The 22,690-nt window shown below is 70.5% G+C and carries 17 protein-coding genes and 2 tRNA genes; 11 read left to right on the plus strand and 8 right to left on the minus strand.

The genetic code is table 11. From position 1 onward, the window contains the following. Positions 1-23 precede the first annotated feature (23 nt). Both Acy02nite_RS11455 and Acy02nite_RS11460 read right to left on the minus strand, forming a co-directional pair. Positions 24-1,295 carry a L,D-transpeptidase gene (locus Acy02nite_RS11455; protein WP_203739940.1) on the minus strand — a complete coding sequence of 424 codons (1,272 nt, stop codon included), beginning with the start codon at positions 1,293-1,295 and terminating at the stop codon, positions 24-26. Positions 1,296-1,439: 144 nt separating this feature from the next. Further along, positions 1,440-2,672 (minus strand): L,D-transpeptidase, encoded by a 1,233-nt coding sequence (locus tag Acy02nite_RS11460; RefSeq protein WP_203739941.1) that lies wholly within the window; start codon positions 2,670-2,672, stop codon positions 1,440-1,442. Positions 2,673-2,805: 133 nt separating this feature from the next. Between Acy02nite_RS11460 and Acy02nite_RS11465 the strand changes: the two genes are divergently transcribed. The 5 genes from Acy02nite_RS11465 to Acy02nite_RS11485 all read left to right on the plus strand — a co-directional run bounded on the left by Acy02nite_RS11465 (position 2,806) and on the right by Acy02nite_RS11485 (position 5,663). After that, positions 2,806-2,881: transfer RNA gene (locus Acy02nite_RS11465), tRNA-Lys, on the plus strand. Positions 2,882-3,036: 155 nt separating this feature from the next. Further along, positions 3,037-3,990, plus strand: a complete 954-nt coding sequence (locus tag Acy02nite_RS11470; protein ID WP_203739942.1) for a helix-turn-helix domain-containing protein — start codon at positions 3,037-3,039, stop codon at positions 3,988-3,990. 2 nt (positions 3,991-3,992) lie between these two features. Further along, positions 3,993-4,466 (plus strand): cupin domain-containing protein, encoded by a 474-nt coding sequence (locus tag Acy02nite_RS11475; protein WP_239174582.1) that lies wholly within the window; start codon positions 3,993-3,995, stop codon positions 4,464-4,466. A 102-nt stretch (positions 4,467-4,568) separates the two neighbouring features. Continuing rightward, complete coding sequence (locus Acy02nite_RS11480) at positions 4,569-5,537, plus strand: SEC-C domain-containing protein (protein WP_203739943.1); 969 nt, start codon at positions 4,569-4,571, stop codon at positions 5,535-5,537. Between the two features lie 53 nt (positions 5,538-5,590). After that, a tRNA-Lys gene (locus tag Acy02nite_RS11485) sits at positions 5,591-5,663 on the plus strand. 42 nt (positions 5,664-5,705) lie between these two features. Here the strand turns inward: Acy02nite_RS11485 and Acy02nite_RS11490 are convergent. Both Acy02nite_RS11490 and Acy02nite_RS11495 read right to left on the minus strand, forming a co-directional pair. Next, entirely contained in the window at positions 5,706-5,906 is a 201-nt protein-coding gene (locus Acy02nite_RS11490) for a hypothetical protein (RefSeq protein ID WP_203739944.1), read from the minus strand. Between the two features lie 197 nt (positions 5,907-6,103). Further along, positions 6,104-7,909: a glycoside hydrolase family 9 protein gene (locus Acy02nite_RS11495; protein ID WP_203739945.1), complete on the minus strand. Its 1,806-nt coding sequence runs from the start codon at positions 7,907-7,909 to the stop codon at positions 6,104-6,106. Between the two features lie 159 nt (positions 7,910-8,068). Between Acy02nite_RS11495 and Acy02nite_RS11500 the strand changes: the two genes are divergently transcribed. The 3 genes from Acy02nite_RS11500 to Acy02nite_RS11510 all read left to right on the plus strand — a co-directional run bounded on the left by Acy02nite_RS11500 (position 8,069) and on the right by Acy02nite_RS11510 (position 10,976). Next, entirely contained in the window at positions 8,069-8,698 is a 630-nt protein-coding gene (locus Acy02nite_RS11500) for an NADPH-dependent FMN reductase (RefSeq protein ID WP_203739946.1), read from the plus strand. 432 nt (positions 8,699-9,130) lie between these two features. Then, positions 9,131-10,354 (plus strand): cytochrome P450 family protein, encoded by a 1,224-nt coding sequence (locus Acy02nite_RS11505; RefSeq protein WP_203739947.1) that lies wholly within the window; start codon positions 9,131-9,133, stop codon positions 10,352-10,354. A 28-nt stretch (positions 10,355-10,382) separates the two neighbouring features. Beyond that, complete coding sequence (locus Acy02nite_RS11510) at positions 10,383-10,976, plus strand: FIMAH domain-containing protein (RefSeq protein ID WP_425548134.1); 594 nt, start codon at positions 10,383-10,385, stop codon at positions 10,974-10,976. Between the two features lie 66 nt (positions 10,977-11,042). Here the strand turns inward: Acy02nite_RS11510 and Acy02nite_RS11515 are convergent, their stop codons facing one another. From Acy02nite_RS11515 to Acy02nite_RS11525, 3 genes are read right to left on the minus strand one after another with little or no spacing between them, the layout of a single operon-like run. Beyond that, positions 11,043-15,926 (minus strand): DNA repair ATPase, encoded by a 4,884-nt coding sequence (locus tag Acy02nite_RS11515; protein WP_203739949.1) that lies wholly within the window; start codon positions 15,924-15,926, stop codon positions 11,043-11,045. After that, a complete protein-coding gene (locus Acy02nite_RS11520; RefSeq protein WP_203739950.1) occupies positions 15,923-17,878 on the minus strand; it encodes an SPFH domain-containing protein in 1,956 nt (651 codons plus the stop codon). The genes Acy02nite_RS11515 and Acy02nite_RS11520 overlap by 4 nt, the downstream gene beginning before the upstream one ends. Beyond that, on the minus strand, positions 17,878-18,441 hold the full coding sequence (locus Acy02nite_RS11525) for an OB-fold-containig protein (protein WP_203739951.1): 564 nt from the start codon (positions 18,439-18,441) through the stop codon (positions 17,878-17,880). The genes Acy02nite_RS11520 and Acy02nite_RS11525 overlap by 1 nt, the downstream gene beginning before the upstream one ends. A gap of 135 nt (positions 18,442-18,576) precedes the next feature. Here Acy02nite_RS11525 and Acy02nite_RS11530 point away from each other — a divergent pair, with 135 nt between their 5' ends. Further along, a complete protein-coding gene (locus Acy02nite_RS11530; RefSeq protein ID WP_203739952.1) occupies positions 18,577-19,395 on the plus strand; it encodes a helix-turn-helix transcriptional regulator in 819 nt (272 codons plus the stop codon). Positions 19,396-19,426: 31 nt separating this feature from the next. Continuing rightward, on the plus strand, positions 19,427-20,149 hold the full coding sequence (locus Acy02nite_RS11535) for an SDR family NAD(P)-dependent oxidoreductase (RefSeq protein WP_203739953.1): 723 nt from the start codon (positions 19,427-19,429) through the stop codon (positions 20,147-20,149). 295 nt (positions 20,150-20,444) lie between these two features. Here Acy02nite_RS11535 and Acy02nite_RS11540 read toward each other — a convergent pair whose 3' ends face one another. Continuing rightward, entirely contained in the window at positions 20,445-21,095 is a 651-nt protein-coding gene (locus Acy02nite_RS11540) for a DUF305 domain-containing protein (RefSeq protein ID WP_203739954.1), read from the minus strand. A gap of 106 nt (positions 21,096-21,201) precedes the next feature. Here Acy02nite_RS11540 and Acy02nite_RS11545 point away from each other — a divergent pair, with 106 nt between their 5' ends. Next, the gene (locus Acy02nite_RS11545; RefSeq protein ID WP_203739955.1) at positions 21,202-22,620 is read left to right on the plus strand and encodes an LVIVD repeat-containing protein; all 1,419 of its coding nucleotides are present in this window, start codon (positions 21,202-21,204) and stop codon (positions 22,618-22,620) included. The last annotated feature ends 70 nt before the right edge of the window (positions 22,621-22,690 follow it).

Below are 22,690 nucleotides of genomic sequence, written 5' to 3' on the forward strand. Positions count from 1 at the left end.
GCGCCGAGCGGGGAGATCGACCGTCAGGACAGGGCACTCAGCTGCTTGAACGCGGAGTAGCTCATGTTCCAGTCGGTCCAGCCGTTGCCGTTCTTCAACTTCTCCTCGGTGCCGGAGACGGTGATCACGTCACCCATCATGGTGCGGGAGAAGAGCCAGGCGCCCATCGCCTCGGAGACGTTGACGCAGCCGTGCGAGACGTTGCGCTTGCCCTGCTGGCCCTCGGACCACGGGGCGGCGTGGATGAACTGGCCGCTCCAGGTGATCCGCTGCGCGAAGTCGATGTTGGTCTTGTAACCGCCGGTGGGGTCGGTGTCGGTGGTGTCGAAGACGGTGTGCTCCTTCTTCTCGATCACCACCATCGTCCCGCTGGAGGACGGCGTGCTCGCCTTGCCCAGGCTGACCGGGAGCGTCTTGACGACCTTGCCGTCCTGGGTGACCGTCATCTTCTTGGTCTTGTTCGAGACCGTCATGATCAGCGAGCGGCCGGTCTTCAGGTTGACGGAGAGGTCGGACTTGCCATACCACCCGTCACCCAGCTTCACGCCCTTGAGCTGGACCTTGTAGTCGATCTTCGAGTTGGCCTTCCAGTACACCTTCGGCCGGAAGTGCACCTCGGTCGGGCTGATCCAGCCCCACGTGCCCTCCTGCGCGGGGGTGGCGGTGACCACCATGTTCTTCTCGACTGTCGCCCGGTACTTCTCCGGGATCGAGCGGCCGAACTTGATGATCAGCGGCATGCCGACGCCGACCACGTTGCCGTCGCCGAGGAAGCTCGTGACCCGCACCAGGTTCGCCGGCTTCTTCATCACGGTGAAGTCGCTGGAGGTCTGGTTGTTCTTGCCGTCGACCGCCGGGGTGCTGACGGTCACGGTGTACTTCGAGCCCCAGTCCATCGACTCGGCCGGGTGCCAGACCTTCGCGTCCTTGTCGACGGTGCCCTTGACCTCGGTGCCCTTGGAGTCGGTCACCTTGACGGTGGTGTTCTCCGGGTCCTCGCTGGTGAACTTCACGTCCGACCAGGCCTCGACGCCGGTGGCGGCGGCCAGCGGCGAGGTCACCGCGACGGTGCTCAGCGTGGGCTCGGGCGAGGGGGTGGCGGACTCGGCGGTGCCCGCGGCGCCGTTGCTGCCGCTGCCGTTGCCCCCGCCCTGCCAGCTCGGTGACTTGCTGTCGCTGCAGGCGGCCGTGAACAGCAGACTGCCCGCGAGCAGCGCGACCAGCGTCGCGCGCACCCGGCGTCCGCCGCCGGCCGGCTGACTCAGCCCTGCCTGCCGAACTCGAAAAATCTCCATGGTCCCCTCACGGCGTCATTTCTCCCCGGCGCCCAATACTGCCCCTGAAAAGCCAGTTGACCAATCCCGGATTCGTGCCGCGAACGCCACACCGGACCTATCGGTGTGTCGCGGCGAACCCTGACACGCCGGCCGGGCACGGTCTCAGCCGAGTTCCGCGGGCACCGGGAGCGCGCTGCCCTCGGCGAACTTCTTCCAGCTCACGTCCCATGGCGTCCACCCGTTGCCGTAGTCGAGGGCGTCGCCGGTGCCCTTCACCGTGACCGGGTCGCCGACGAGCGTCTTGGCGAACAACCAGCTGGCGTTCGACGGGCCGACGTTGACACATCCGTGGGACACGTTCGTGCGGCCCTGCGAGCCGGTGGACCACGGCGCCGAGTGGATGTACTGACCGCTCCAGGTGAGCCGCTGCGCGTACTGGATGTTGGTGCGGTAGCCGCCGGCGCCGTCGGTGTCGGTGGTGTCGAAGACGGTCGACTCCATCTTCTCCATGACGACCATGTGCCCGCTCGACGAAGGGGTGCTCTTCTTGCCGAGGCTCACCGGCATCGTCTTGATCGTCTTGCCGTCCTGCACCACCGTCATCTTCTTGGTGGCGTTGTCGACGTTCATCTCGAACTTCCGCCCGATCTTCGAGGTTGCCGAGCGATCCCTGTCGCCGTAGATCCCCTTGCCGGTGGGCAGGCCGCCGACCGCGATCCGCACCTTGATCGTGGTGCCGGTCTGCCAGTACTCCGGGGCGCGGTAGTACGCCTGCGTGCCGCTCGACGTCCACGACCAGGTGCCCGGCTGCGACGGGGTGGTCTCGACGAACATGCGCTTCTGCACGGCGGCGCGGTCGGCCTTCTTGATGCCCGGGTTGAACTCGACGACGACGGGCATGGCCACGCCGTACGTCTGATTGTCGAAGAGGTAGAGCCCGGTGCCGGTCCGCCTGCCGGGGGCGCCCATCGTCGTGAAACTGGTCTTCGCCGTGGTGGTGGTGCCGTTCTCCGCGGTGGCGGTCACCTCGGCGGTGTAGGTCTGCTCGGTGGCCAGCGTCCTACCCGGCACCCAGGACGAGTTGTCGTCGCGGAACTCTCCGGCGACCGCTTTGCCCTTGGCGTCGGTGAGCTTGACCGACGTCACCTTGCCGTTGCTGACCTGCAGGCCGATCTCGGTGCTGACCGGCACGCCCTTCTTCCCGGCGGCCGGGGTCAGCGACAGGGTGGCCGGCAGTGCGGCGGTGGTGCTCTCCGGCACCGCGGAGGTGGCGGGGGCGGCGGAGGCCGCTTCGGCCGGGCCGGTGAGGGCCGGCTTGTCGTCGCTGCAGGCGGCGAGCGGCACCGTCACCGCCAGCGCGAGCAGCATCGCCACACAGCGGCGCAGGTCAACCATCGTCGGGCCCCGTTCTGGAGTTCTCGGCGCAGCCATCCTTGCGCATGAAAGCAAATCCAGGGTCCCCCTTACGGAGGTACGGAGGCGATTTCGAGGATCTTCCGAGGCCGTGCTAACGTTTTCTCGTTGCCGGGCGCCGCTAGCTCAACTGGCAGAGCAGCGGACTCTTAATCCGCGGGTTGTAGGTTCAAGTCCTACGCGGCGCACCATGCATCACAAGGGCGTATAGCTTCCGGGCTATACGCCCTTTGGTCTTGTGGGACGTCGGCCGCCGGTGCGACCGAGCGTCCACCGCCTGGAAGCGCCGCTGCGACCCCGGCCGAACGCCGTGCCCGTGCAGAAAGTGCCGCCGTATCGTTGGTCGATGATCGGCAACCTCGAGACGTTCCAGGACGAGCTGGCCGCCAGCGGATTCCCGCCGCTGGTCAACAAGCTTGCCGGGGCCGGCTTCCGGGGCCGGATCGCCACCCGTGACCTCGGGCCGCTGCGGCTGGTCTCCCTCGAAACGCCCGCGAGCGTCTGCACGGGGCGGGAGCGCGACGCCACCGACGGCGAGAACCTGGCGGTCAAGGTCATGACCCGGGGCCGGACCCGGATCGAGCAGGGGCGCGGCGACGCCGATCTCGGGCCGGCCGACCTGGTGCTGCTCGATCCTGCCCGTACCTTCCGGTTCGAGAGCACCGCCGCGGCGCACGTCACCATCCTGGTTCCGCGCCGGGAGCTCCGGATCCGGCCCGCGCAGCTCGACCGGCTCATCGGCGTACGCGTCGACGGCAGCCACGGCCCCGGCGCTCTCGTCTCCGTGCTGGCCCGGGAGTCGGCGCGATCGGCGACCGGGTTCCGCGAGGCGGAGGCGCTGCGGTCGGCGGCGGCCGTCATCGAGCTGATCGCGGTCGCGCTGGAGGCCCGGCTCGGCGACGAACAACCGGCCCCGGACGAAGGGCTGCGGAACCGGATCACCGGCTACATCGAGGCCCGGCTGGCCGATCCCGATCTGTCCCCGACCGGCATCGCCGCCGCCCACCACATCTCCGTACGCCGGCTGCACAAGCTGTTCGAGGACCAGCCGCTCACCGTCGCGGCTCTGATCCGCCGTCGCCGCCTGGAGCGCTGCCGGGCCGAGCTGACCGGAAGCGGACGTACGGTCACCGCCGTGGCCGCCCGGTGGGGATTCTCCGATCCCACCCATTTCAGCAAGCTGTTCAAGGCGACGTACGGCTACAACGCGCGTGCGCTGACAACCAGCAACCGTGCGCGGACGACCAGGACGCGCACTGCCGGCCCGGAACAGGATGGTGGTCGTCAAGGCAGGCAATGAGCATGGGAGAAGTCGTGGCGAAGGTGAACATCGTCCGGCCCGGTGAGGGCGAGATCCTCGGCAGCGGGGCGCACCGGATCCGGATCCTGGAGAGCGGCGAGCACACCGACCACCGGCTGGGGTTCGCCGAGGTCACCATTCCGCCGGGCACCCCGAGCCCGTTGCAGCACCGCCACGCCCAGCACGACGAGGGCTTCTACGTGCTGGCGGGAACGTTCCGGTTCACCGTCGGCGAGGAGCAGTACGACGCCGGGCCGGGCACCTGGGTCATCGTGCCGACCGGGGCGCCGCACACGTTCGCCAACATCGGCGACGAGAACGCGGTCATGCTGAACACGTTCACGCCGGACCTGTACGTGCAGTACTTCCGCGACTTCAAGGCCATGATCGATTCCGGGCAGCCGGTCAACGCCGAGACCATGGAACCGCTCTGGAAGAACTACGCCACCGAGATCTCGGACGAATACGCCTCGTGAGCCGGCGTCGAACCGGTCGTCCTGCGCGCCGTACCGGACACGAGGGCCGCACACCGTTCCGCCTGTGCGACCCTCGCCGTTCTGTCCGCGTTAAGGTGGCGCGTGCCTTCTGAGACTCTGCTCACCATCGACGACATCGACGCCATGGCTTATCCGGCTCAGGCCCTCGACGACCCGTCGCCGGTCGTCGCCGAGCTGGTCGCCGCGGTCGAGCAGGGCCGGGTCGCCGACGACGAGACCGCCGCCCACGCCTATCTGCTGTCGGCCGAGATCACCGAGCGGGCCGGCGACCTCGCCGGTGCGCTCGCCTACGCGGAGAAGGCCGCCACCGTTCCGGGTGAGGACGGCCTGTCCCGTGCCTGCTATGCGGAGCTTCTGGTCAAGTCGGGACGCGAGGAGGAGGGGCGAGCGGTCTTCGAGGCGCTCCGGCCCGAGCTTCTGGAAGATCCACATGCTTGCTCGTACGTCGGTGAGGCGCTCGAAGCCTGCGGGCTGGCCACGGTGGCGCAGGAGTGGCTCGCCGAGGCCGCGCGCACGCTCGCCGAGCGGACCGCGAAGGGCGACGACGACTTCACCGCGGTCGACACGCTCTTCGCGGTGCTCACCGAGCGGCACCGCATCCGCGAGGACCTGGAGCTTCCGCACGACGATCTGGACGGCCTCTACCACGAGATGGAGGCGGTGGCGGACGCCCCGGAGCTGCAGGGTCAGGCGCTTCTCTACTGGCCGGAGGCGGAGCTGGCGCAGGTCCTGCAGCGCTGGCCCGAGCGCGCCGACATCTACGGCCTGGACTGGCTGGACCACCGGACGAACGTGGAGCGCACCCTGGCCGGCTGGTCGTCCTCCGGGGTGATTCACATCGCCCTGATCCCGGGGTCGATGGCGGGCCTGCTGGCCTTCGCCACGGCCGAGGAGCTGGACCCGGCCGACCCGGAGACCCACGCCGACTACGCGGAGCAGGTCGGCGAGACGACCGACGGCGTGGAGTGGCCGCCGCAGCGCAACGCGCCCTGCTGGTGCGCCTCCGGCGTCAAGTACAAGAAGTGCTGTCTGCCCCGCTCCCGGGCCTGACCCGCGGTTCGGGGACGCCCCGCGGGTGTGCTAACGTTCTTCCTCGTTGGCAAGCGCTGCTAGCTCAACTGGCAGAGCAGCGGACTCTTAATCCGCGGGTTGTAGGTTCAAGTCCTACGCGGCGCACAACACCCGGAAGGGCCCCGTTCGCGGGGCCCTTTCCGCATGTCAACCCTTGATCAGGACGCGGTCGAGCGGGTTCAGGCAGACCACCGCCACCCGGCTGCAGTAGTCGTCGCACTCGGCGTCGTGCCGGGCCAGCCACGCCGTGCCGGCCAGGGTCTCGCCGCACATCGCCGCGGTGTAATCGACGGTGCGGGCCGGTTCGCCCCGCCCGTCGATCTCCACGGTGAGTTCTGATGGCGCCATTGCGGATCACACTCCCGAACGTCGGTCAGCCGCCGCTCGCATCGACGGCACACCCGGGGATACGCCTACGGTCGGTAATCGGTTCACCGAACCGGCCACTGTGGCATGTCGCCGGGATGCTGGGCGGATCCACAAGCAGCCGGTTGACGAGTGACTACACACTGCGACCGAAGATCAGCTCGCGGGGTCGGCTCCGATCAGCCGGCGGCGGCCAGCGCGAAGGCCAGCATCCCGGTCGCGGTGAAGTCCAGGGACGGCTCGTTCGTCGCGGAGACCCGCATGTCGTCGAGGTACTGCGCGTCCTCGCGGTCGAACTCCGTGTAGGACCCCTCGGAGCAGAACGAGTCCGTCGTCTCCCCCTCCAGCGACTCGACCCGGTCCGCCACGTTCGGGCCGTTGACCACGGCACCGGTCATCGACGTGCGGGTCAGAGTCCCGATCTGGTCGTGCGGGCACCTCGGGTACTGCGCACCGGCGCCGATCACCATCGACACGCCCCAGCCGTTCGCGCCGAGGGTCACGCCGCGCTGGGCGGTGGCGAACGCGTCGTACCGGCCGTCGCCGGTCATCCGCCGGTAGAGCGACGCGGTCGCCGCCCAGCCGAGCTGCCGCGCCGCGTAGTCCGCCCCGCCGGCGCCGGACGTCGCGCGCATCGGGTCGCCGGCCGCGGCCTTCACCGCGCTGTCCAGGCGGGTCCGCAGGTCCTGGACGAGCGCGTTGGCCGGCGCCAGCCGGTACATCTCGGCGTCGGCGAGCGCGTCGACGTCGTAGATGGTCAGCCCGTCGTCGCCGCCCTCGGTCTCGTCCGCCCAGCGCCGCGCCTGGTCGGTCCAGGCCGCGGTTCGCTGATCGCCGAGCGCCTTCCCGGCCAGCGCGAGCTCGGCCCAGCCCAGCGCCAGGTCGTCGGCGAAACTCTCCTCCGGGTAGAAGGACCGCGGGACCGTGGTGACCAGCTCGTCGCCGCTCATGCCGGTGTCGGCCTGCTCCAGCAGCCGCGTGGCACTGTCCAGATGCGACCTCGCGCGCGCCGGGTCGGTGTGCGCCTCCAGCTGCGCGCCCAGGGCGAAGGCGGCCGCGACCCGCCCGGCCAGGTTGGGGCTGATCGGATCACCCGGGTCGGCGGCCCGGAACACCGGCCGGTACCGCTGGTAGTAACGGCGGTCGCCGGGCTGCACGTCCAGCCCGTCGTCGGCCTGCGGCAGCCGCCAGGCGTCATGATCGCCGAGGTACTGATCGTTCCCGGCCACGCCGACCTGGGTGTAGAGGACACCGTCGTGGTACATCCGGGTCAGCCAGTCCAGCCCGTGCCGGATCTCGGCGGGCAGTGCGGCCGGCGCCGGGCCGTCCCGCTGCACGAGCTGCATGACGATCAGCGCGTACGCCGTGGTGTGCGTGAACTTGAGGTAGTCGCCCGCGTCGTACCAGCCGCCCTCGACGTCGAGCCGGGTGCCGGTGGACTCCAGCGCGCTGTCGTCGTCAGCGGGCGTGCGGTGCACCGTCGCCGTGCGGTCGTCCAGGTGGGCGGGGCTGCGCCGCCACGTGCCGCCGACCTGGTCGGCGCCGTCACGGTGGGCCTGGAAGTACTGAACCGTGTCGGCCACCACCGGGGTGTAGAGCTTTCCGGCGGCGTCGATGCGGAACGCCGGGGACTCGGCGCTGATCCGGTCGTGGATCCGTACTCGATAAGTGCCCGGTGTGCGCAGGGCCGTCAGATCCAGCGGGTTGACCGCGCGGTAACGCGTGTTCCACTCGCCCCGGCTGGGCCCGGCGGTGATCGTGAGCACCGGATCGTCGTGGCCGTCGACCACTGTCGCCGTCACACCGGCCGCGTCGGAGGGGGCCATCAGCAGCGCGACCTTCGTCTCGCCGGGGGTCCAGCCGACCTGGTCGACCCGGATCCGCGCGGCCGGCAGCGCGGGCCGGGGCGCTGGGCGCGGCGCGGTGCACGAGGTGGTGAGGAGGATCAGCAGGATCAACGGTACGCAGTGCGGGCGGTGCTTCACGATGCGCAAGCTTCACCGGGCGTGGTCGTGTCCGGACGTACCCGGTGTGCGGCAAAGATCTGACAGTTCGCTGTGAACGAGCGACGAGCGGGCCCGTTCCGCACCGCGCCGCGGCCCTCGCGACCCACGAGCCGGGGCCCGACACCGTATGGTCTCGGCATGACCTGCGTCCTGCTGATCTCGGGCAGCACTCGCGACGGCTCCCTGCACTCCGCCGCCCTGCGCACCGCGAGCCGGCTCGCCCCGCCGGAGGTCGACGCGACCCTCTACACCGGACTGCGTGACCTGCCGGCCTTCGTGCCGGGCGACCCGGCCCCGCCGCCATCGGTCGTCGACCTGCGCACCCGGGTCGCCAGAGCGGACGCGGTGCTGTTCAGCACCCCGGAGTACATGGGCTCGCTCCCCGGCAGCCTGAAGAACCTGCTCGAATGGCTCATCGACGGCGGCGTGCTGAACGGCAAGGCGGCCGCGTGGCTGTCGGTGGCCGCGGCAGGGCAGGACGAGGATGCCCGGGCCGGTCTCGAGTCGGCGCTCGGGCACGGCGGCGCACGCCTGCTGCGGGCCGCCTGCGTGCGGATCCCGCTGGACATGCGGGCCGTCGACGAGCAGGGGCTGGTCACCGATCCGCAGCTGCACCAGGCGTTGCAGGACATGCTGCGGGCGCTGGTCCGCACGATCGCGATGGCCCGGCCCGCGCCGTCGTGGCAGGTGCACTCCAGTGTCTACCCGGTGATCACCCGGTCCGACGCGCCGACCTTCGGCCACCGGCCCGACTTCGACACCCGTTAGGCGTACGGCATCGGCCACCTCGCCGCCCGCAGTGGCAGCGGCGAGGATTCGGATCCTCGCTCACAGTGATGATCTTTAAAAGAACTTCAAGTCTGGGTCACTTCCGGCATCGGTGACGCATAGTGGACACCCGACCCGCTCCCTCCGGAAGGGATCATCGCCGTGGCCAGCACAGACCCGTTGCACCCCCGTATCATCGTGGTCACCGTGTGTGACTGCTCCTCAGTGGAGCCTGTCGTCCGCCCGGCCACCCGGCGACGCCGCCTCCCGGTTCGCCCGCCCCGCTTCTCCCGCCGTCACGGCGGTTGAGACTCGAGCCCTCAGGCCCGGCGCCGCGCCCCCCGCGGGTGGAGATCCGTGCCCGAGTGACTGATATGTCCACCCGAGCGCCGGTATTGTCGGTAGTCGATTCCGGCATTCGGGGGAGGACCCATGACGCAGGAGACAGTCGACCTGGGCGGCACGACGTTCCAGGACGACCCGCACGCGGCCTATGCGGACTGGCGCCGCACCGGGCCGGTCCGGCGCGCTGTCCTGCCCAGCGGGGCGCACGCCTGGATCGTCACCCGCTACGAGGACTCCCGCCGGGCCCTCACCGATCCACGCCTGTCGAAGCAGGCCACCCCGGCGCCGGAGGGCCAGTCCGCCGGCGGGTCGCGGACGGCGGGCGCGGCCCCGACCTCCCCGGGCATCGGCGCGGCCATCTCCCGGCACATGCTGGCGGTCGACCCGCCGGACCACACCCGCCTGCGCCGCCTGGTCTCGGCGGCCTTCACCGCCCGCCGGATCGAGGCGCTGCGCCCGCGGATCGAGCAGATCGCCACCGAGCTGCTGGACGGTTTCGACGGCCGGGACCGGGCCGACCTGATCGACGAGTTCGCGTTCCCGCTGCCCATCCAGGTCATCTGTGAGCTGCTCGGCCTGCCCCAGGAGGACCGTGACGACTTCCGCGAGTGGTCGGACGCGGTGGTCGCCGGCGCGGCGGCCGGCCCGAGACTGGCGCCGGCGATCGAGGCGATGGTCACCTACATCCACGCCCTGCTCGCCGAGCGCCGCAAGTCACCCGGCGACGACCTGCTCTCCGGCCTGATCCAGGTCCGTGACGCCGAGGACCGGCTGACCGAGGACGAGCTCTCCTCGATGGTTTTCCTGCTCCTGGTGGCCGGCCACGAGACCACCGTCAACCTGATCGGCAACGGCGCCTACCTGCTGCTGCGGGACCGCACGGCGTGGGAGCGGGTGCGCGCCGACCGTGCGCTGCTGCCGAGCGCCATCGAGGAGTTCCTGCGGTACGAGGGTCCGCTCAAGACCTCCACGTTCCGCATCGCCACCGAGGACGTGGAGCTCGGCGGGGTGACCATCCCGGCCGGCGATGCCGTGATCATCGGCCTGCTGTCGGCGAACCGTGACGACGAGCGGTTCCCCGACGCCGGCGAGCTGCGCCTGGACCGCGTGCAGAGCCCCGGGCACCTCGCCTTCGGGCACGGCATCCACTACTGTCTGGGCGCCCCGCTGGCCCGGCTGGAGGCGCAGGTCGCGTTCACCGCGCTCTTCGATCGGCATCCCGGCCTGCGGCTCGCCGTTCCGGCCGGCGACCTGACCTGGCGCCCCGGCCTGCTGCTGCGTGGCCTGCAGGGATTGCCGGTCTTTCTCTGAAGGGGGCATGATGTCGGCCGTGTCCGACATGCATGATCCCCGGCCGTCGTCGCCGCACTGGCCGACGACGGTTCTGCCGACCGTGCCCGAGCCCGACAAGTACCGGCGGGCCGGCCGCATCCGTCTGATCGTGCTCGGCTCGGCCGGCGCGTTCCTCGCGATCGCCGTCGGTTACTGGGCGCTCGCCGACCCGGGCGCCGACGACAGCCAGGTGCCGGTGGCCGTCGCCAGCACTCCCGTCCAGGTGCTCAAGACGCAGAGCATCGAGCCGCTGGAGGAGTCGAGCACGACGCCGCTCACCACGCCGCCGACGAGCAAGCCGGCCACCAAGCCGGCCGCCGCGCCGGTCAAGGTCGGTCAGGTGCTCGGCGCGATGCAGCGCGAGCTCGTGGTGCTGGTGCGCACCCGGCAGCTGGAGCGCGACGAGGCCCGTTCGCTGAGCCAGCGGCTGCGCAAGATCTCCGAGTCGGTGCGCAAGGACGACGAGGACAAGGCGCAGGACCGGCTGGAGGACTTCACCGACAAGCTGGACGACCTGCGCGACGACGAGAAGATCAGCGAGGCCGGCTTCAACGCCCTGACCGGTCGGGCCGCCCAGATCGACGCCGCCCTCGACGAGTAGATCGACCGGTTCTGAGGGGGCCCGCGTCAGCCACCACCTGGACCTCGCCTCGCTCCCGGGACAGAACTAGTCGCTCTGCCTGGTGAGCCGGCCGATCGCCGCCTCGATCCCGGCGATCCGGTCGGCCACCAGCGTGACCGCCCCGGCCGCCCGGATCATCGGGTCGGCCTCGCTGCCGCCGAGCGCCTGCTCCCGCAGGAAACCGGCCTTGACCTCGGCCCACCGCCGCTCCCGTGCCGGGTCGAGCCGCCCGCGCAGCTCGGCGAGTTTGAGCAGGTTCGCCTCGGCGCCCCCGGTGAGGGTCTGTGCCTCACCGAGGTAGTGGTCGTCGAGCACCTGCTCCAGCTCGTCGTCGTTCATGGCCGGCACGATCCGCTCGGCCAGCTTGTTCATGTTGCGGTAGGACCCCTGCAGCTTGAACGGCGGTTCGGTCCGGCTCGAGTCGGCCTGCGCCGCGGAGGCGATGTAGGCCTGGTTGACCCGCAGCACCACCCGTTGCGCCTGTCGCATCCGGCGCAGCACGGCCAGGATCTGGTCGAGCTCGGCCGCGGAATAGGGGTACGACAGCCGGTCCGCCCGGGCGCCCTCGTCGCCTTCGGCCAGCCGCAGCAGCAGCGGCAGGTCGGCGGTGTCCCGCGCGGCGAGCGGCGCCAGCACGGGGTTCGCGGTCAGCGCGTTCTCCAGATAGGAGAGCTCGAACAGGTCCTCACGACCGGCGAGCACATCGCCGAGGTTCCACACGTCAGCGCGGTTGGCGAGCATGTCCGGCACCCGGAACAGACGACCGCTCTCCGTGTACGGGTTCCCGGCCATACAGACCGCGAACCGCTTGCCCCGCAGGTCGTACGTCCGGGTCCGGCCGTTCCAGACGCCCTCCATCCGGCGCTGCGCGTCGCAGAGGGAGATGAACTTCTGCAGCAGCTCAGGGTTCGTGTGCTGGATGTCGTCGAGGTAGAGCAGCACGTTGTTGCCCATCTCGAGGGCGAGCGAGATCTTCTCCACCTCCTGCCGCGCGGTGGCGTCCGGCGCGTCGGCGGGATCGAGCGAGGTCACACCGTGTCCCAGCGCCGGCCCGTTGACCTTGACGAAGACCAGGCCGAGCCGGTCGGCGACGTACTCCATGAGGGTGGTCTTGCCGTAGCCGGGCGGCGAGATCAGCAGCAGCAGCCCGGAGCGGTCGGTCCGCTTGCCGTCGCCGGTCGCGCCGATCTGGCGGGCCAGGTTGTCGCCGATCAACGGCAGGTAGACGTCGTCGAGCAGCCGGTTGCGGACAAACGTGGTCATCACCCGTGGCGTGAACTCGTCCAGGCGTAGCCGGTCCCGCTCGGCGGCGGCGAGGGCGGCCCGCTGCTTCTGGTAGTCCCGGTACGCGGGCATCCGCTTCTCCCGGAAGTGCCGGGCGCTGGACAGCAGCAGGTCGAGGCGGACCACCAGTTGTCCGTCCTTGATCCGCGGATGCGTGCCGAGCAGCCCGGTGACCGTCTCGCTGACGGCGGCGGCCACGTCGTAACGGGTCAGCTCGCTCCCGGTCAGCTCGACCCCGACCGCCTCCAGCATGTCGTTGAGGTCTCCGGCGTCCGGCTTGGCGTGCTGGAACGCCTCGAGCCAGGCGTACACCAGTTGCTGCCGCAGGGCCGGTTCGCCGGCGAGGGCGTGCAGGTCGTCGGTGTACTGCCGGGCCGCGGGCGACTGCGCGCCGCCCAGTTCCCGGTGGAAGCGGTCCAGGAACGTCCGTGCGCCGGCGCTGGTGACGAAACCGGCGGGAGTGCCGGCCAACTCCTCGATCAGGTACTCGCCGATCTCCGGTTCGCCGGTGGCCACCCCCGGGACGGAGAGGCCGGCCGCGATCAGGTAATCGGTGGCCGTGCCGGTCAGTTCGCTCCGCAGGTCGTCGAGGGCCTGACCGGCCGAGCCGAACGTGGCCCGGACCCGGACCAGCGACGCCGCCCGCAACTGCCACTCCCGGCGCTGCCCGGCGGTGGCGCCGTACGCCCAGAACAGCTGGGCGGCCACCCGGATCCGGGGCTGGTAGCGCAGCAGGCCGGCGGTGGCGTACTGGCGCAGCAGCGCGTCCAGGATCGCCGCGGCGTCAGCGTCGTGCACGCCCCGTTCGTACCCCTCGTCGTACCGTTCCTCGGCGGCCCGGCGCACCAGATCCCGCAGCGTGCCCTCGGTCAGTGCGGCCGCCGCGGCCGCGGGATCCGCGTCGAGGATCGTCGCGGCCAGATGCTCGGCCCGGTAGAGATGCCGGTATTCGGAGATCAGCGGCTGATTCCAGAAGTCCCTGGTCAGCTCGAAGGCCGGGTCGGTGATCGGCGCGCGGTAGTCAGTGCCGGTGATCGCGTACGCCAAGCCGCCGTCGTGCGGCACGAGCGTCAGGTCGACCGCCTGCCCGTTGACCGCGAACGTGTGCCGGCCGAGCCGGATGCCACCGTCGCCGAACAGGTCGAGCCGGTCCCGCAGCGCCCGCCCGGCTTCCTGGCGAGCGGCCTTGAGCTGCCCCTCCAACTCCTCGGCGCGCACCGTGTCACCGGTCGCGCGCAGCTCGCCGGCGACCGTCCGGACCTTGGCCACCATCGGGTCGGTGGCGAAGTACGTGTTGACCTCGTCCGGATCCGCGAGGGTCGTGATCCGCCGGTGCACCGCGTCCAGGATCCGGCGGGCGGAATCGGCCAGCCGGTCGGCGCGGCGGGCCCGCTCGTCGAGCAGAGCCTGTCGCCGCCCGGCGATCGCCTCGTAGACCTCGGTGCGTCTGGTGGCCAGCCGCTCGCCGAAGTCGTCGACGTCGCCGAACCGGGTCTCCAGGGTCTCCACCTGCGCCATCAGCCGGGCCAGGTGCTCGTCGCAGCGTTCCGGGGTGTCCGCGGCGGCGAGCGCGGCCGACACCGACTGGCCGAGGAGCGCGAACTCGGCGGCGAACGCGGCCCGACCCTCCACAGCGGACAGCTCGCGCCGTTTCGCGTCCAGGGTGGCGCGGGCCCGGTTGAGCCCGCCGAGCACCGTGCCGATCCGCTCCAGAATGGACACCCGGACGGTCGCGTCGGCGATCTCCAGGCCGCCGACCACTTCGGTGACCACCTGCAACCCGTCGGACTGCTCGGTTATCCGCGCGGCGACCGGCTCCGCCGCGGCGACCGTGGCGATGCCCGCGGCCTGGGCGGCCAGCTCCTGCACGCCGGTCTGGTAGTCGGCGAACGCGTCCGGCCGGCGCAGGAACTCCACCGCGCGCCGGGCCGTCTCGTCGGTCGCCGCGACCAGGGACCCGGCGATCTCGTCGAGCCGGGCGACGTCGGCGTAACGCATCTCCCGCAGCCCGGCCAGCTTGCCGCGTTCCCGGCGCAGCTCGGCGAGCCGGCTCACCCAGCCGTCAGTGGTCGTCGGCGCCTCCGCCTCGGCCCTGCGGATCAGCGAGACCGCGGCGGCCTCCGCCTCGGCGAGCGCCTGCGCGGCCTGCCCGGTGAGCGCCTGCACCGACGCGAACTCGTCGAGCACCTGCTTGGCGGCGGCCCGCACCTCGGCCAGCGGCTCGGCGAGGTTCTCCAGCTCCTCCTCACCCAGCCAGTGGTAGGTGTCGAAGGCCCGGGTGCAGGCCGCGATGATCGCCTCGAAGACCGGCCCGGCCGCTGACATCTCGTCGACCATCCGGGTCACCGACAGTGCGTCGGCGATGCCCCGCACCAGGTCGGCGTTGCCGACCCGATCGAGCGGTCCGGTTCCGGCGGGCTGGGCCGCGGCGTGGGCGTCCGAGACGTACGACGTCTGCCACACCTGCACCGGATGCACGCGCGCCGGCTCCTCGCCGGGACTGCGCAGCACGACGAGGGTGCCGTCGTCGAAGATCGCGTAGCCGTGGCCCGTGATCGGCGTCGCGACCTCCTTGCGGATCACGTTGTAGGGCAGCAGCAGATAGCGCCCCGACCCCGCGTCGTGGAAGACGTGCAGCACGTCCTCGCCGTTGACCGATCTCACCACCCGCTCGAACGCCAGCCCGGTGGTGTCCTGGTCGAACGTCTTCGCGACCCCGGTGGCCAGGTAGTACCCGCCGGGGAAGATGACGCCCTGGTCCTCCGGCAGCCGACGGCACGCCTGACCGATCCCGTCCAGGCGCCGCACGTCCCGGGTGCGGGTGTTGAAGACCAGATGACGATGCGTCGTCTCCTGGTAGGGCAGGACCCGGAGCAGGATCAGAGGCCCGACCCGCGCGTACGCGATCTCGGCATCCGCCAAACTCTGCAGCGGCTCGTCGACGGGCTCGGACCAGATGCCCTCCCCGTCCTCGGTGTTGTCCTCCACCTTGACCGTCAGCGTGCCGCCGACCGCCTCGACGAACACCTCGTCCTCGATCGAGACGTGCGGGTGCCGCCCGAGCACATGCTGCTCGCGGGTGGTGACCGTCCAGGTGAAGTCGTGCGTCGGCGGCAGCACGTGATCGCGCTCGCCCCGCGCGTCCTGGTACGCGATGGTCCCGTCCACGCCGATCCGCCAGCGCAGCACCTTCAGGTCGTCGGCCCGTGCCCCGGTCTGGAAGACCGCCAGCAGCAGCCCCTCGACCCGGCGCAACTGCCGCAGGCGGGTCTCCTTGTAGTACCGGTACAGCTCGGCGAAGTCCCGCCGGAAGCCCGGGTCGTCCAGCAGCCCGGGCACCTGGGCCGGCTGGAACTGCCGGTCGACCACGGTGAACACGTCGTCCACCGCGGTCTCGGCCTTCATCCCGAGGAACGCGTTCGCGCCGAAGAGCAGCGCGTCCCCGGCCGGGGCGACGTCGGCCGGCACGCAGTTGTTGCCGGTCCGGATCCGCTCGGTGCCCAGCAGTTCGGTCTGCTGGGCGCCGAAGACCCCGACCCGGCGCTCGTTCAGCGCTTCAGCACGGTCGGCCAGCTCGCGGGCCTTGGCGCCGAGCCGGGCCCGCAGCACCTCGTAGGTGCCGGCGTCGATGGTGGACGCGGTCACTCAGCCTGGTCCTTCTTCAGCTGGCTCGCGACGGCGGCGGCCACGCTCAGGTTCGCCACGTCCGCCGTCGACACCGAGCTCGCCAGCTTGTGCAGGTCGTCGGCGATGTCTGCCTCGCCGTTGAGGTAACGGGCGCCCAGACCCTGGACGACCGAGCTGTGCTCGACGAAGCTGTCGATCCCCTTGCCCAGCGTGATCGAGCCGATCAGCTTGTCGAAGAAGACCGAGTCGCCGCCGACGATGTCGATGTCCGCCTTCTCCAGGCCGGCCGCGACCACCATGGCCTGCGACTCGGCGATCTCCTTGTGCACGTTGATGCCGGCCAGCCGGATCTCCTTCTCCATCTCCAGCCGCAGGCGGTACTCCTCGTGCGCGCGGGTGACGTCGTCGAGCGTGGCCATCGCGCCGGCCTTCTGCTCCAGGCCCTCGGCCTCACCCTTCAGCTTCTCCTTGATCGCCTCGGCGGCGACCAGCGCCTTCTGCCGCTCGACGGCGGCCTCGGCCAGCCCGGTCTTCTCGATCACCTCGGCCTCGGCGCGGCCGGTCTTCGCGATCACCTCGGCGTTGCGCTCGCGGACCTGCACCTCGGCCAGCCCGAACGCGGCCGACTCGGCCTGCTGACCCTCGGCGAGCCGGATCTTCGCGCGGGCGTCCAGCTCGGCGGCCTGCTGCCGGGCCTCGGCCAGCAGCAGCTGCTCGCGGGCCTTGAACTTGGCCGCCGCCTCCGATGCCTCGGCCGCCTTGATGTCCTTGACCAGCGCCTCCTGCGCCTCCGCCTCGGCGTTGATGATCACCGCCTGGCGGGTCCGCTCGGCCTCCTCGACGGTGCGCAGGCGCTTGATGTTCTCCTCCTGCTCGGCGACCGTCTTCTCCACCGCGATCCGCTCCCGGATCACCTCGGCCATCGACCGCTTCTCCGTCTCGACCTCCTTGTCCTTGGAGATGGTGGACAACTCGGTCTCACGCTGGCGGCCGATCACCTCGAGCATCCGGTCCTTCTCGATGCGCTCGGTCTCGATCGCGATGACCCGCTCGCGGTTCTTCTCGGCGACCGCGATCTCCCGGCTCTTGTTCTCGGCCTGCACGCCGAGCTGCTGTTCGGTCTTGATCCGGGCGGTCTCGGAGCGGAGCGTCTCCTCGGCCCGAGCCAGCGCGATCTCGGCTTCCTCGCGGGCCCGGATGGTCTCGATCTCCCGGCGCTGCTTGATCTCCGCGTCCGTCCGGCGGCGCTCCAGCTCGAGGATCGCCTCGCGGGCGTCCACGTCCTGGCGGGTGATCTCCTTCTCCTCGTTGCGCCGGAAGTCGTTGGTGCGCACCGACTCGATCGCGGTCAGCTCGGTGATCTTCCGGATGCCCTGCGCGTCCAGGATGTTCTTGGGGTCGAGCGAGGTGAGCGGGGTCTGCTCGAGGAAGTCGATGGCCGCGTCCTCCAGGCTGTAGCCGTTGAGGTCGGTGCCGATCACCTCGATGATCTGATCCCGGAAGTGGTTGCGCTTGGTGTAGAGGTCGACGAAGTCGAGCTGCTTGCCGACGGTCTTCAGGGCCTCGGAGAACTTCGCGTTGAACAGCTCCTGCAACGTGCTCTCACTGCTGGCCCGGGTGGTGCCGATCGCCTGGGCGACCTTGATGACGTCCTCGGTGGTCTTGTTGACCCGTACGAAGAACGTGATCCGGATGTCGGCGCGGATGTTGTCCTGACAGATCAGGCCCTCACGCCCCGTACGGGAAATCTCGATGGTCTTGACCGAGATGTCCATGATCTCGGCCTTGTGAAGAACGGGAAGCACCACCGCGCCGGTGAAGGTGACGTCCACACGGCGCACCTTGGAGACGATCAACGCCTTGCCCTGTTCGACTTTCCGGAACATCCGGCTGAGGAAGAACAACACGCCGAGCGCGATGAGTGCGACAACGGCGACAAGGACACCGAAACCGGTGGAGACAACGTCCATCAAAGGCCTTTCTTGGCGATATCGGCGGGGACGACCCAGAAGAACTCGCCTTCGGAGTCGACGTCGTAGATGAGGGCGATCGTGCCGGCGGAGAGCTGATCCGCGCCGGCCTGACGGACCTGGATGATCGCCGACGACCCGTCCGCGGCGTGCACCTCGGCCTGACCGAACGTGCCGGTCACCCGCCCGGTGCGGATGACGCAGGTCAGGCCCACGAAGTCGGCGCGGGACGCGTCCGGCCCGTCCGGCAGCAGCCTGCGCAGCGGAATCGCGATCAGGCGGGTCACGACGGCGGCGGCGAGCAGGGCGGCGATCGGGACGATCCAGAGCGGCAACCGGGCGTGCCATTCGCTGCCGGCCAGGGTGCCGAACCAGGCGAGCGCCACCAGCAGCGACACGAACAACGGCAGCGGAACACCGAGCAGTGCGGTGTCGCCGGGACCGTGTTCCGGATCGGCGCCGCCGGCGATCACGACGATCCAGTAACCGATCACGAGAATGAGCAGGGGAGTGAGGAGAACGGTGGGGAAGCTCAACGCGGCTTCGATGAATCCGTCCCCCATGAATTGACCCGTCCCCCGTTGTTCGTCAGCGGTCAACAGGGTGACAGCCCGCGTCAAACGGCTCTGTCCCCGGATAAGTGATCCCTGGATGAAGACGCCCTTCATCCGGAGATCCGGGCACGGCAGACTTGGCTCATGGATCGGGAACAACTGGCCCATTTCCTTCGGACCCGGCGTGAGGCGCTGCAACCGGAGGACGTCGGTCTGCCGCGTGGCCCGCGGCGGCGCACCGGCGGGCTGCGGCGGGAGGAGGTGGCGGCGCTGGCCGGCATGTCGGCCGACTACTACGGGCGGATCGAGCAGCAGCGCGGCCCGCTGCCGTCCGACCAGATGCTCGCGGCGCTGGCCCGGGCACTGCACCTGAGCCTGGCCGAGCGGGACCACCTGTTCCAGCTGGCCGGGCACCCGGCGCCACGGCGATCACTGCGCGACGACCACATCAGCCCCGGCATGATGCGCGTCCTCGACCGGCTGAGCGACACCCCAGCCATGATCCTGTCGCGGTACGGCGACACGCTGCGCCAGACCGCGATGGCCGTCGCCCTGTTCGGCGACGAGACGCGGCACACCGGGCTGGCCCGGTCCACGGTCTACCGCTGGTTCACCGACCCGTCCAGCCGCAACGTCTATCCCGAGCGGGACCATCCCCGGCACGCGCGGTACTTCACGGCGAGCCTGCGGCGGGCCTACGCCGCCGACCCGGGGAGCCGGGCCGGCGAGATCGTCAGCGCGCTGCTGGCGATCAGCCCCGAGTTCGCCGCGATCTGGGACGAGCACCAGGTCGGCCTGACCCACACCGACCGCAAGACGCTCGTCCACCCGCAGCTCGGTGAGCTCGAGCTGTGGTGCCAGAACCTCTACGACCCCGAGCAGGAACAGGCCCTGCTCGTCTTCACCGCGGCGCCCGGCTCCGAGAGCTACGAGAAGCTGCACCTGCTGGCCGCCGTCAGCTGACCCCCACCAGAAGTCGTTGAAAGGGATCACCATGCCCAGAATCGCCCTGATCACCGGCGGCAACCGCGGACTCGGCCGGGCCACCGCCCTGGCCCTGATCGACGCCGGTGTCGAAGTCGTCTACACCCACCGCGGCGACCCCGGCGAGAAGATCGACGCGGTTCCGCTGGAGCTCACCGTCGGCGCGCTCGACACGTACGACGCCTTCGCCGGCGAGCTGCGGCGGGTGCTGCGCGACCGGTTCGGCCGCGACGACTTCGACTTCCTGGTCAACAACGCCGGCGTCGGCGTGCACGCCTCGATCGCCGACACCACCGTCGACGCGTTCGACCAGTTGCTGAACGTGCACTTCCGCGGCGTGTACTTCCTCACCCAGAAGCTGCTGCCGCTGATCGCCGACGGCGGCCGGATCATCAACATCTCCACCGGGCTGGCCCGGTTCACCGGCGACGGCTACGCGGCCTACGCCGCGATGAAGGGCGCCGTCGAGGTCTTCACCCGTTACCTGGCCAAGGAGGTCGCCCCGCGCGGCATCACCGCCAACGTGGTCGCGCCCGGCCCGTCCGCCACCGACTTCGCCGGCGGGCTGCTCCGTGACGACGAGCAGGTCCGGGCGCACCTGGCACAGGTCATCGCGCTGGGCCGGGTCGGCGAGCCGGAGGAGATCGCCGGCGTCATCACGGCCATGCTCGCCGACAACACGCGCTGGATCACCGGCCAGCGCATCGAGGCCTCCGGCGGCATGCACCTCTGACCCCCGACCCCCACCCCGCTTTCCCGTACGGCCATGGCCCGCGCCCGTCCGCACCCGCCGCGACGTCGCCTCTACGGCCATGGCCCGCGCCCGTCCGCACCCGCCGCGAGGCCGCCCCCACTCGAGCCCGCAGCGCGCTCCAGCCCCCGGCTGGTTCTCAGGGGTGCTTCGCAACCCCTGAGGCACCCCGCAGAGCCAGCCGGCCCAGCCGGCGGCGCGCAGCGGCCCGGAGGGGCGGTGGCCTCGCGCCGGGCACGGGCGGGGCATTGCCGTGGTCGTACAGGAGCAGGGGTCTTCAGGCGAGGCCGAGGGCGTCGAGGCGGTTGATCTCGCTGCCCTGCTCGACCGCCGTCTCATTGGCCATCTCGGACAGACGCTGGTCCGCCCCGCCGCGGAGCAGGTCACCGGCCATCTGCTGGGCGCCGCGGTGGTGGGCGATCATCATGGTCACGAAGCGGCGGTCGAAATCGGCGCCCTGGGCCGCTGCCAGCTCGTCCAGAGCGGCGGCGGACTGCATTCCGGGCATCCCGGAGTGGTCGTGCCCGGGCTCGGTCTCGGGCTTGCCGCGGTCCCGCAGCCAGGAGCGGAGCACGTCGACCTCGGGTTGCTGTGCGGCGCTGATCCGGCCGGCGAGAGCGCGCAGCTCGGCACTGGAGGACCGGCTCGGGGCCAGCCCGGCCATCGCGATCGCCTGGGCGTGGTGGGCGATCATCATCTGGGCGTAGGCCACGTCGATCGCGTTGTACGTCGACCCGTCTCGCGCCCGGACCTGATCGGAATCGGACACTGCGGCGGATTCGCCGGGGCGGCCGGGCAGCACCACCCGCACCGGCGGCGGCCCGGGTGGTGGCCCCGACGCCTCGTCCGGTGCCGGTCGCAGGCCCACGATCAACGCCGTGGCGATCAGCGCCACCCCCGTGAGCCCCATCCACGATTGCCGATTCATCTATCCCCCTCCGGCGGCTATCGTAACCAAAACCATCGATGTCGTCGGCGGTGCGCACACGTTCACATGTGGTGCTCGCCGGTGGCTCGCAGCCGGAAGGATCTCCATGAAGCACCTGGCCTCACGAGGGCTGGCCGCGATAGTGATCATGGTCGGCCTGGTGATCGCCTCTCCCGCCCGCGCCGGCACGACGGCCGCGGCGGCCGTGCCCGGGGTGGACGAGATCGTCAGCAGCCCGAACATCGCCCAGGTCGGCCACCTGGACAAGACCGGACCGTTCGCCGCCGAGAACTCCTACAACACCGACTGGGCGTTCCGCGGCACGTACGCGTTCGGCGGCAACTACAACGGCTTCACCGTCTACGACATCAGCAACCCGCGCGCTCCGAAGATCGCCACCCAGGTGGTCTGCCCGGGCTCGCAGAACGATCTGTCGATCCACGGTGACCTGCTCTTCCTCGCCACCGACTCGCAGCGCACCGACGACTCCTGCAACTCGGCGTCGGTCCCCGGCAGCGCGCCGGCCGAGACCCCGCGCTGGGAGGGGATCAAGGTCTTCGACGTCAGCGACCCGCTGAACCCGCGATACGTGGCCGCTGTCAAGACCGACTGCGGATCGCACACCGAGACGCTGGTCCCCGGCAAGGGCAGGGACAAATCGGTTTATCTGTACGTGTCGTCGTACAACCTGTCGGGCGCGAGCGTGCCGAACTGCGCGCTGCCGCACGACAAGATCTCGATCGTCAAGGTGCCGCTGAAGAACCCGGCCGCGGCCGCCGTCGTGGCGACCCCGGTGCTCTTCCCGGACGGCGGCTTCGGCGGTGACGAGGACAGCTCGCCCACCACCGGATGCCACGACATCACGGCGTACCCGCAGCGCGACATCGCGGCCGGCGCGTGCATGGGCGACGGCGCGCTGTTCGACATCTCGAACCCGGTGGCGCCGAAGGTGATCACCACGGTCCGGGACACCGCGAACTTCGCGTTCTGGCACTCGGCGACGTTCAACAACGCCGGCACCAAGGTCGTCTTCACCGACGAGCTCGGCGGCGGAGGCGGCGCGACCTGCAACCCGACGGTCGGGCCGAACCGCGGCGCCGACGCGATCTACGACATCACCGGCCGCGGGAAGCACCTCACGCTGAAGTTCCGCAGCTACTTCAAGATCCCGCGGGAGAACGCCTCGACCGAGAACTGCGTGGCGCACAACGGCTCGCTGATCCCGGTGCCCGGCCGCGACATCATGGTGCAGGCCTGGTACCAGGGCGGCATCTCGGTCTGGGACTTCACGAACTCCGCGAAGCCGGTCGAGATCGCCTACTGGGAGCGCGGCCCGCTGAGCACCGAGCGGATGATTCTCGGCGGTTCGTGGTCGGCGTACTGGTACAACGGCTACGTCTACTCCAGCGACATCCAGAAGGGCCTGGACGTCCTGAAGATCGACGACCGCCGGATCCGTGGCGCCGAATGGTTCCGCACCCGGCAGTTCAACGCGCAGACCCAGGAGAACTTCTACACCTGGTGACCGCCGGTGCGAGGCCGGGCCGCAGCGCGCGGGCCGGCCTCCCTACCGGGCCGCGACACGGTGCTGGTCC

Source organism: Actinoplanes cyaneus, assembly GCF_016862095.1.
In the GTDB taxonomy this organism is placed as follows: domain Bacteria; phylum Actinomycetota; class Actinomycetes; order Mycobacteriales; family Micromonosporaceae; genus Actinoplanes; species Actinoplanes cyaneus.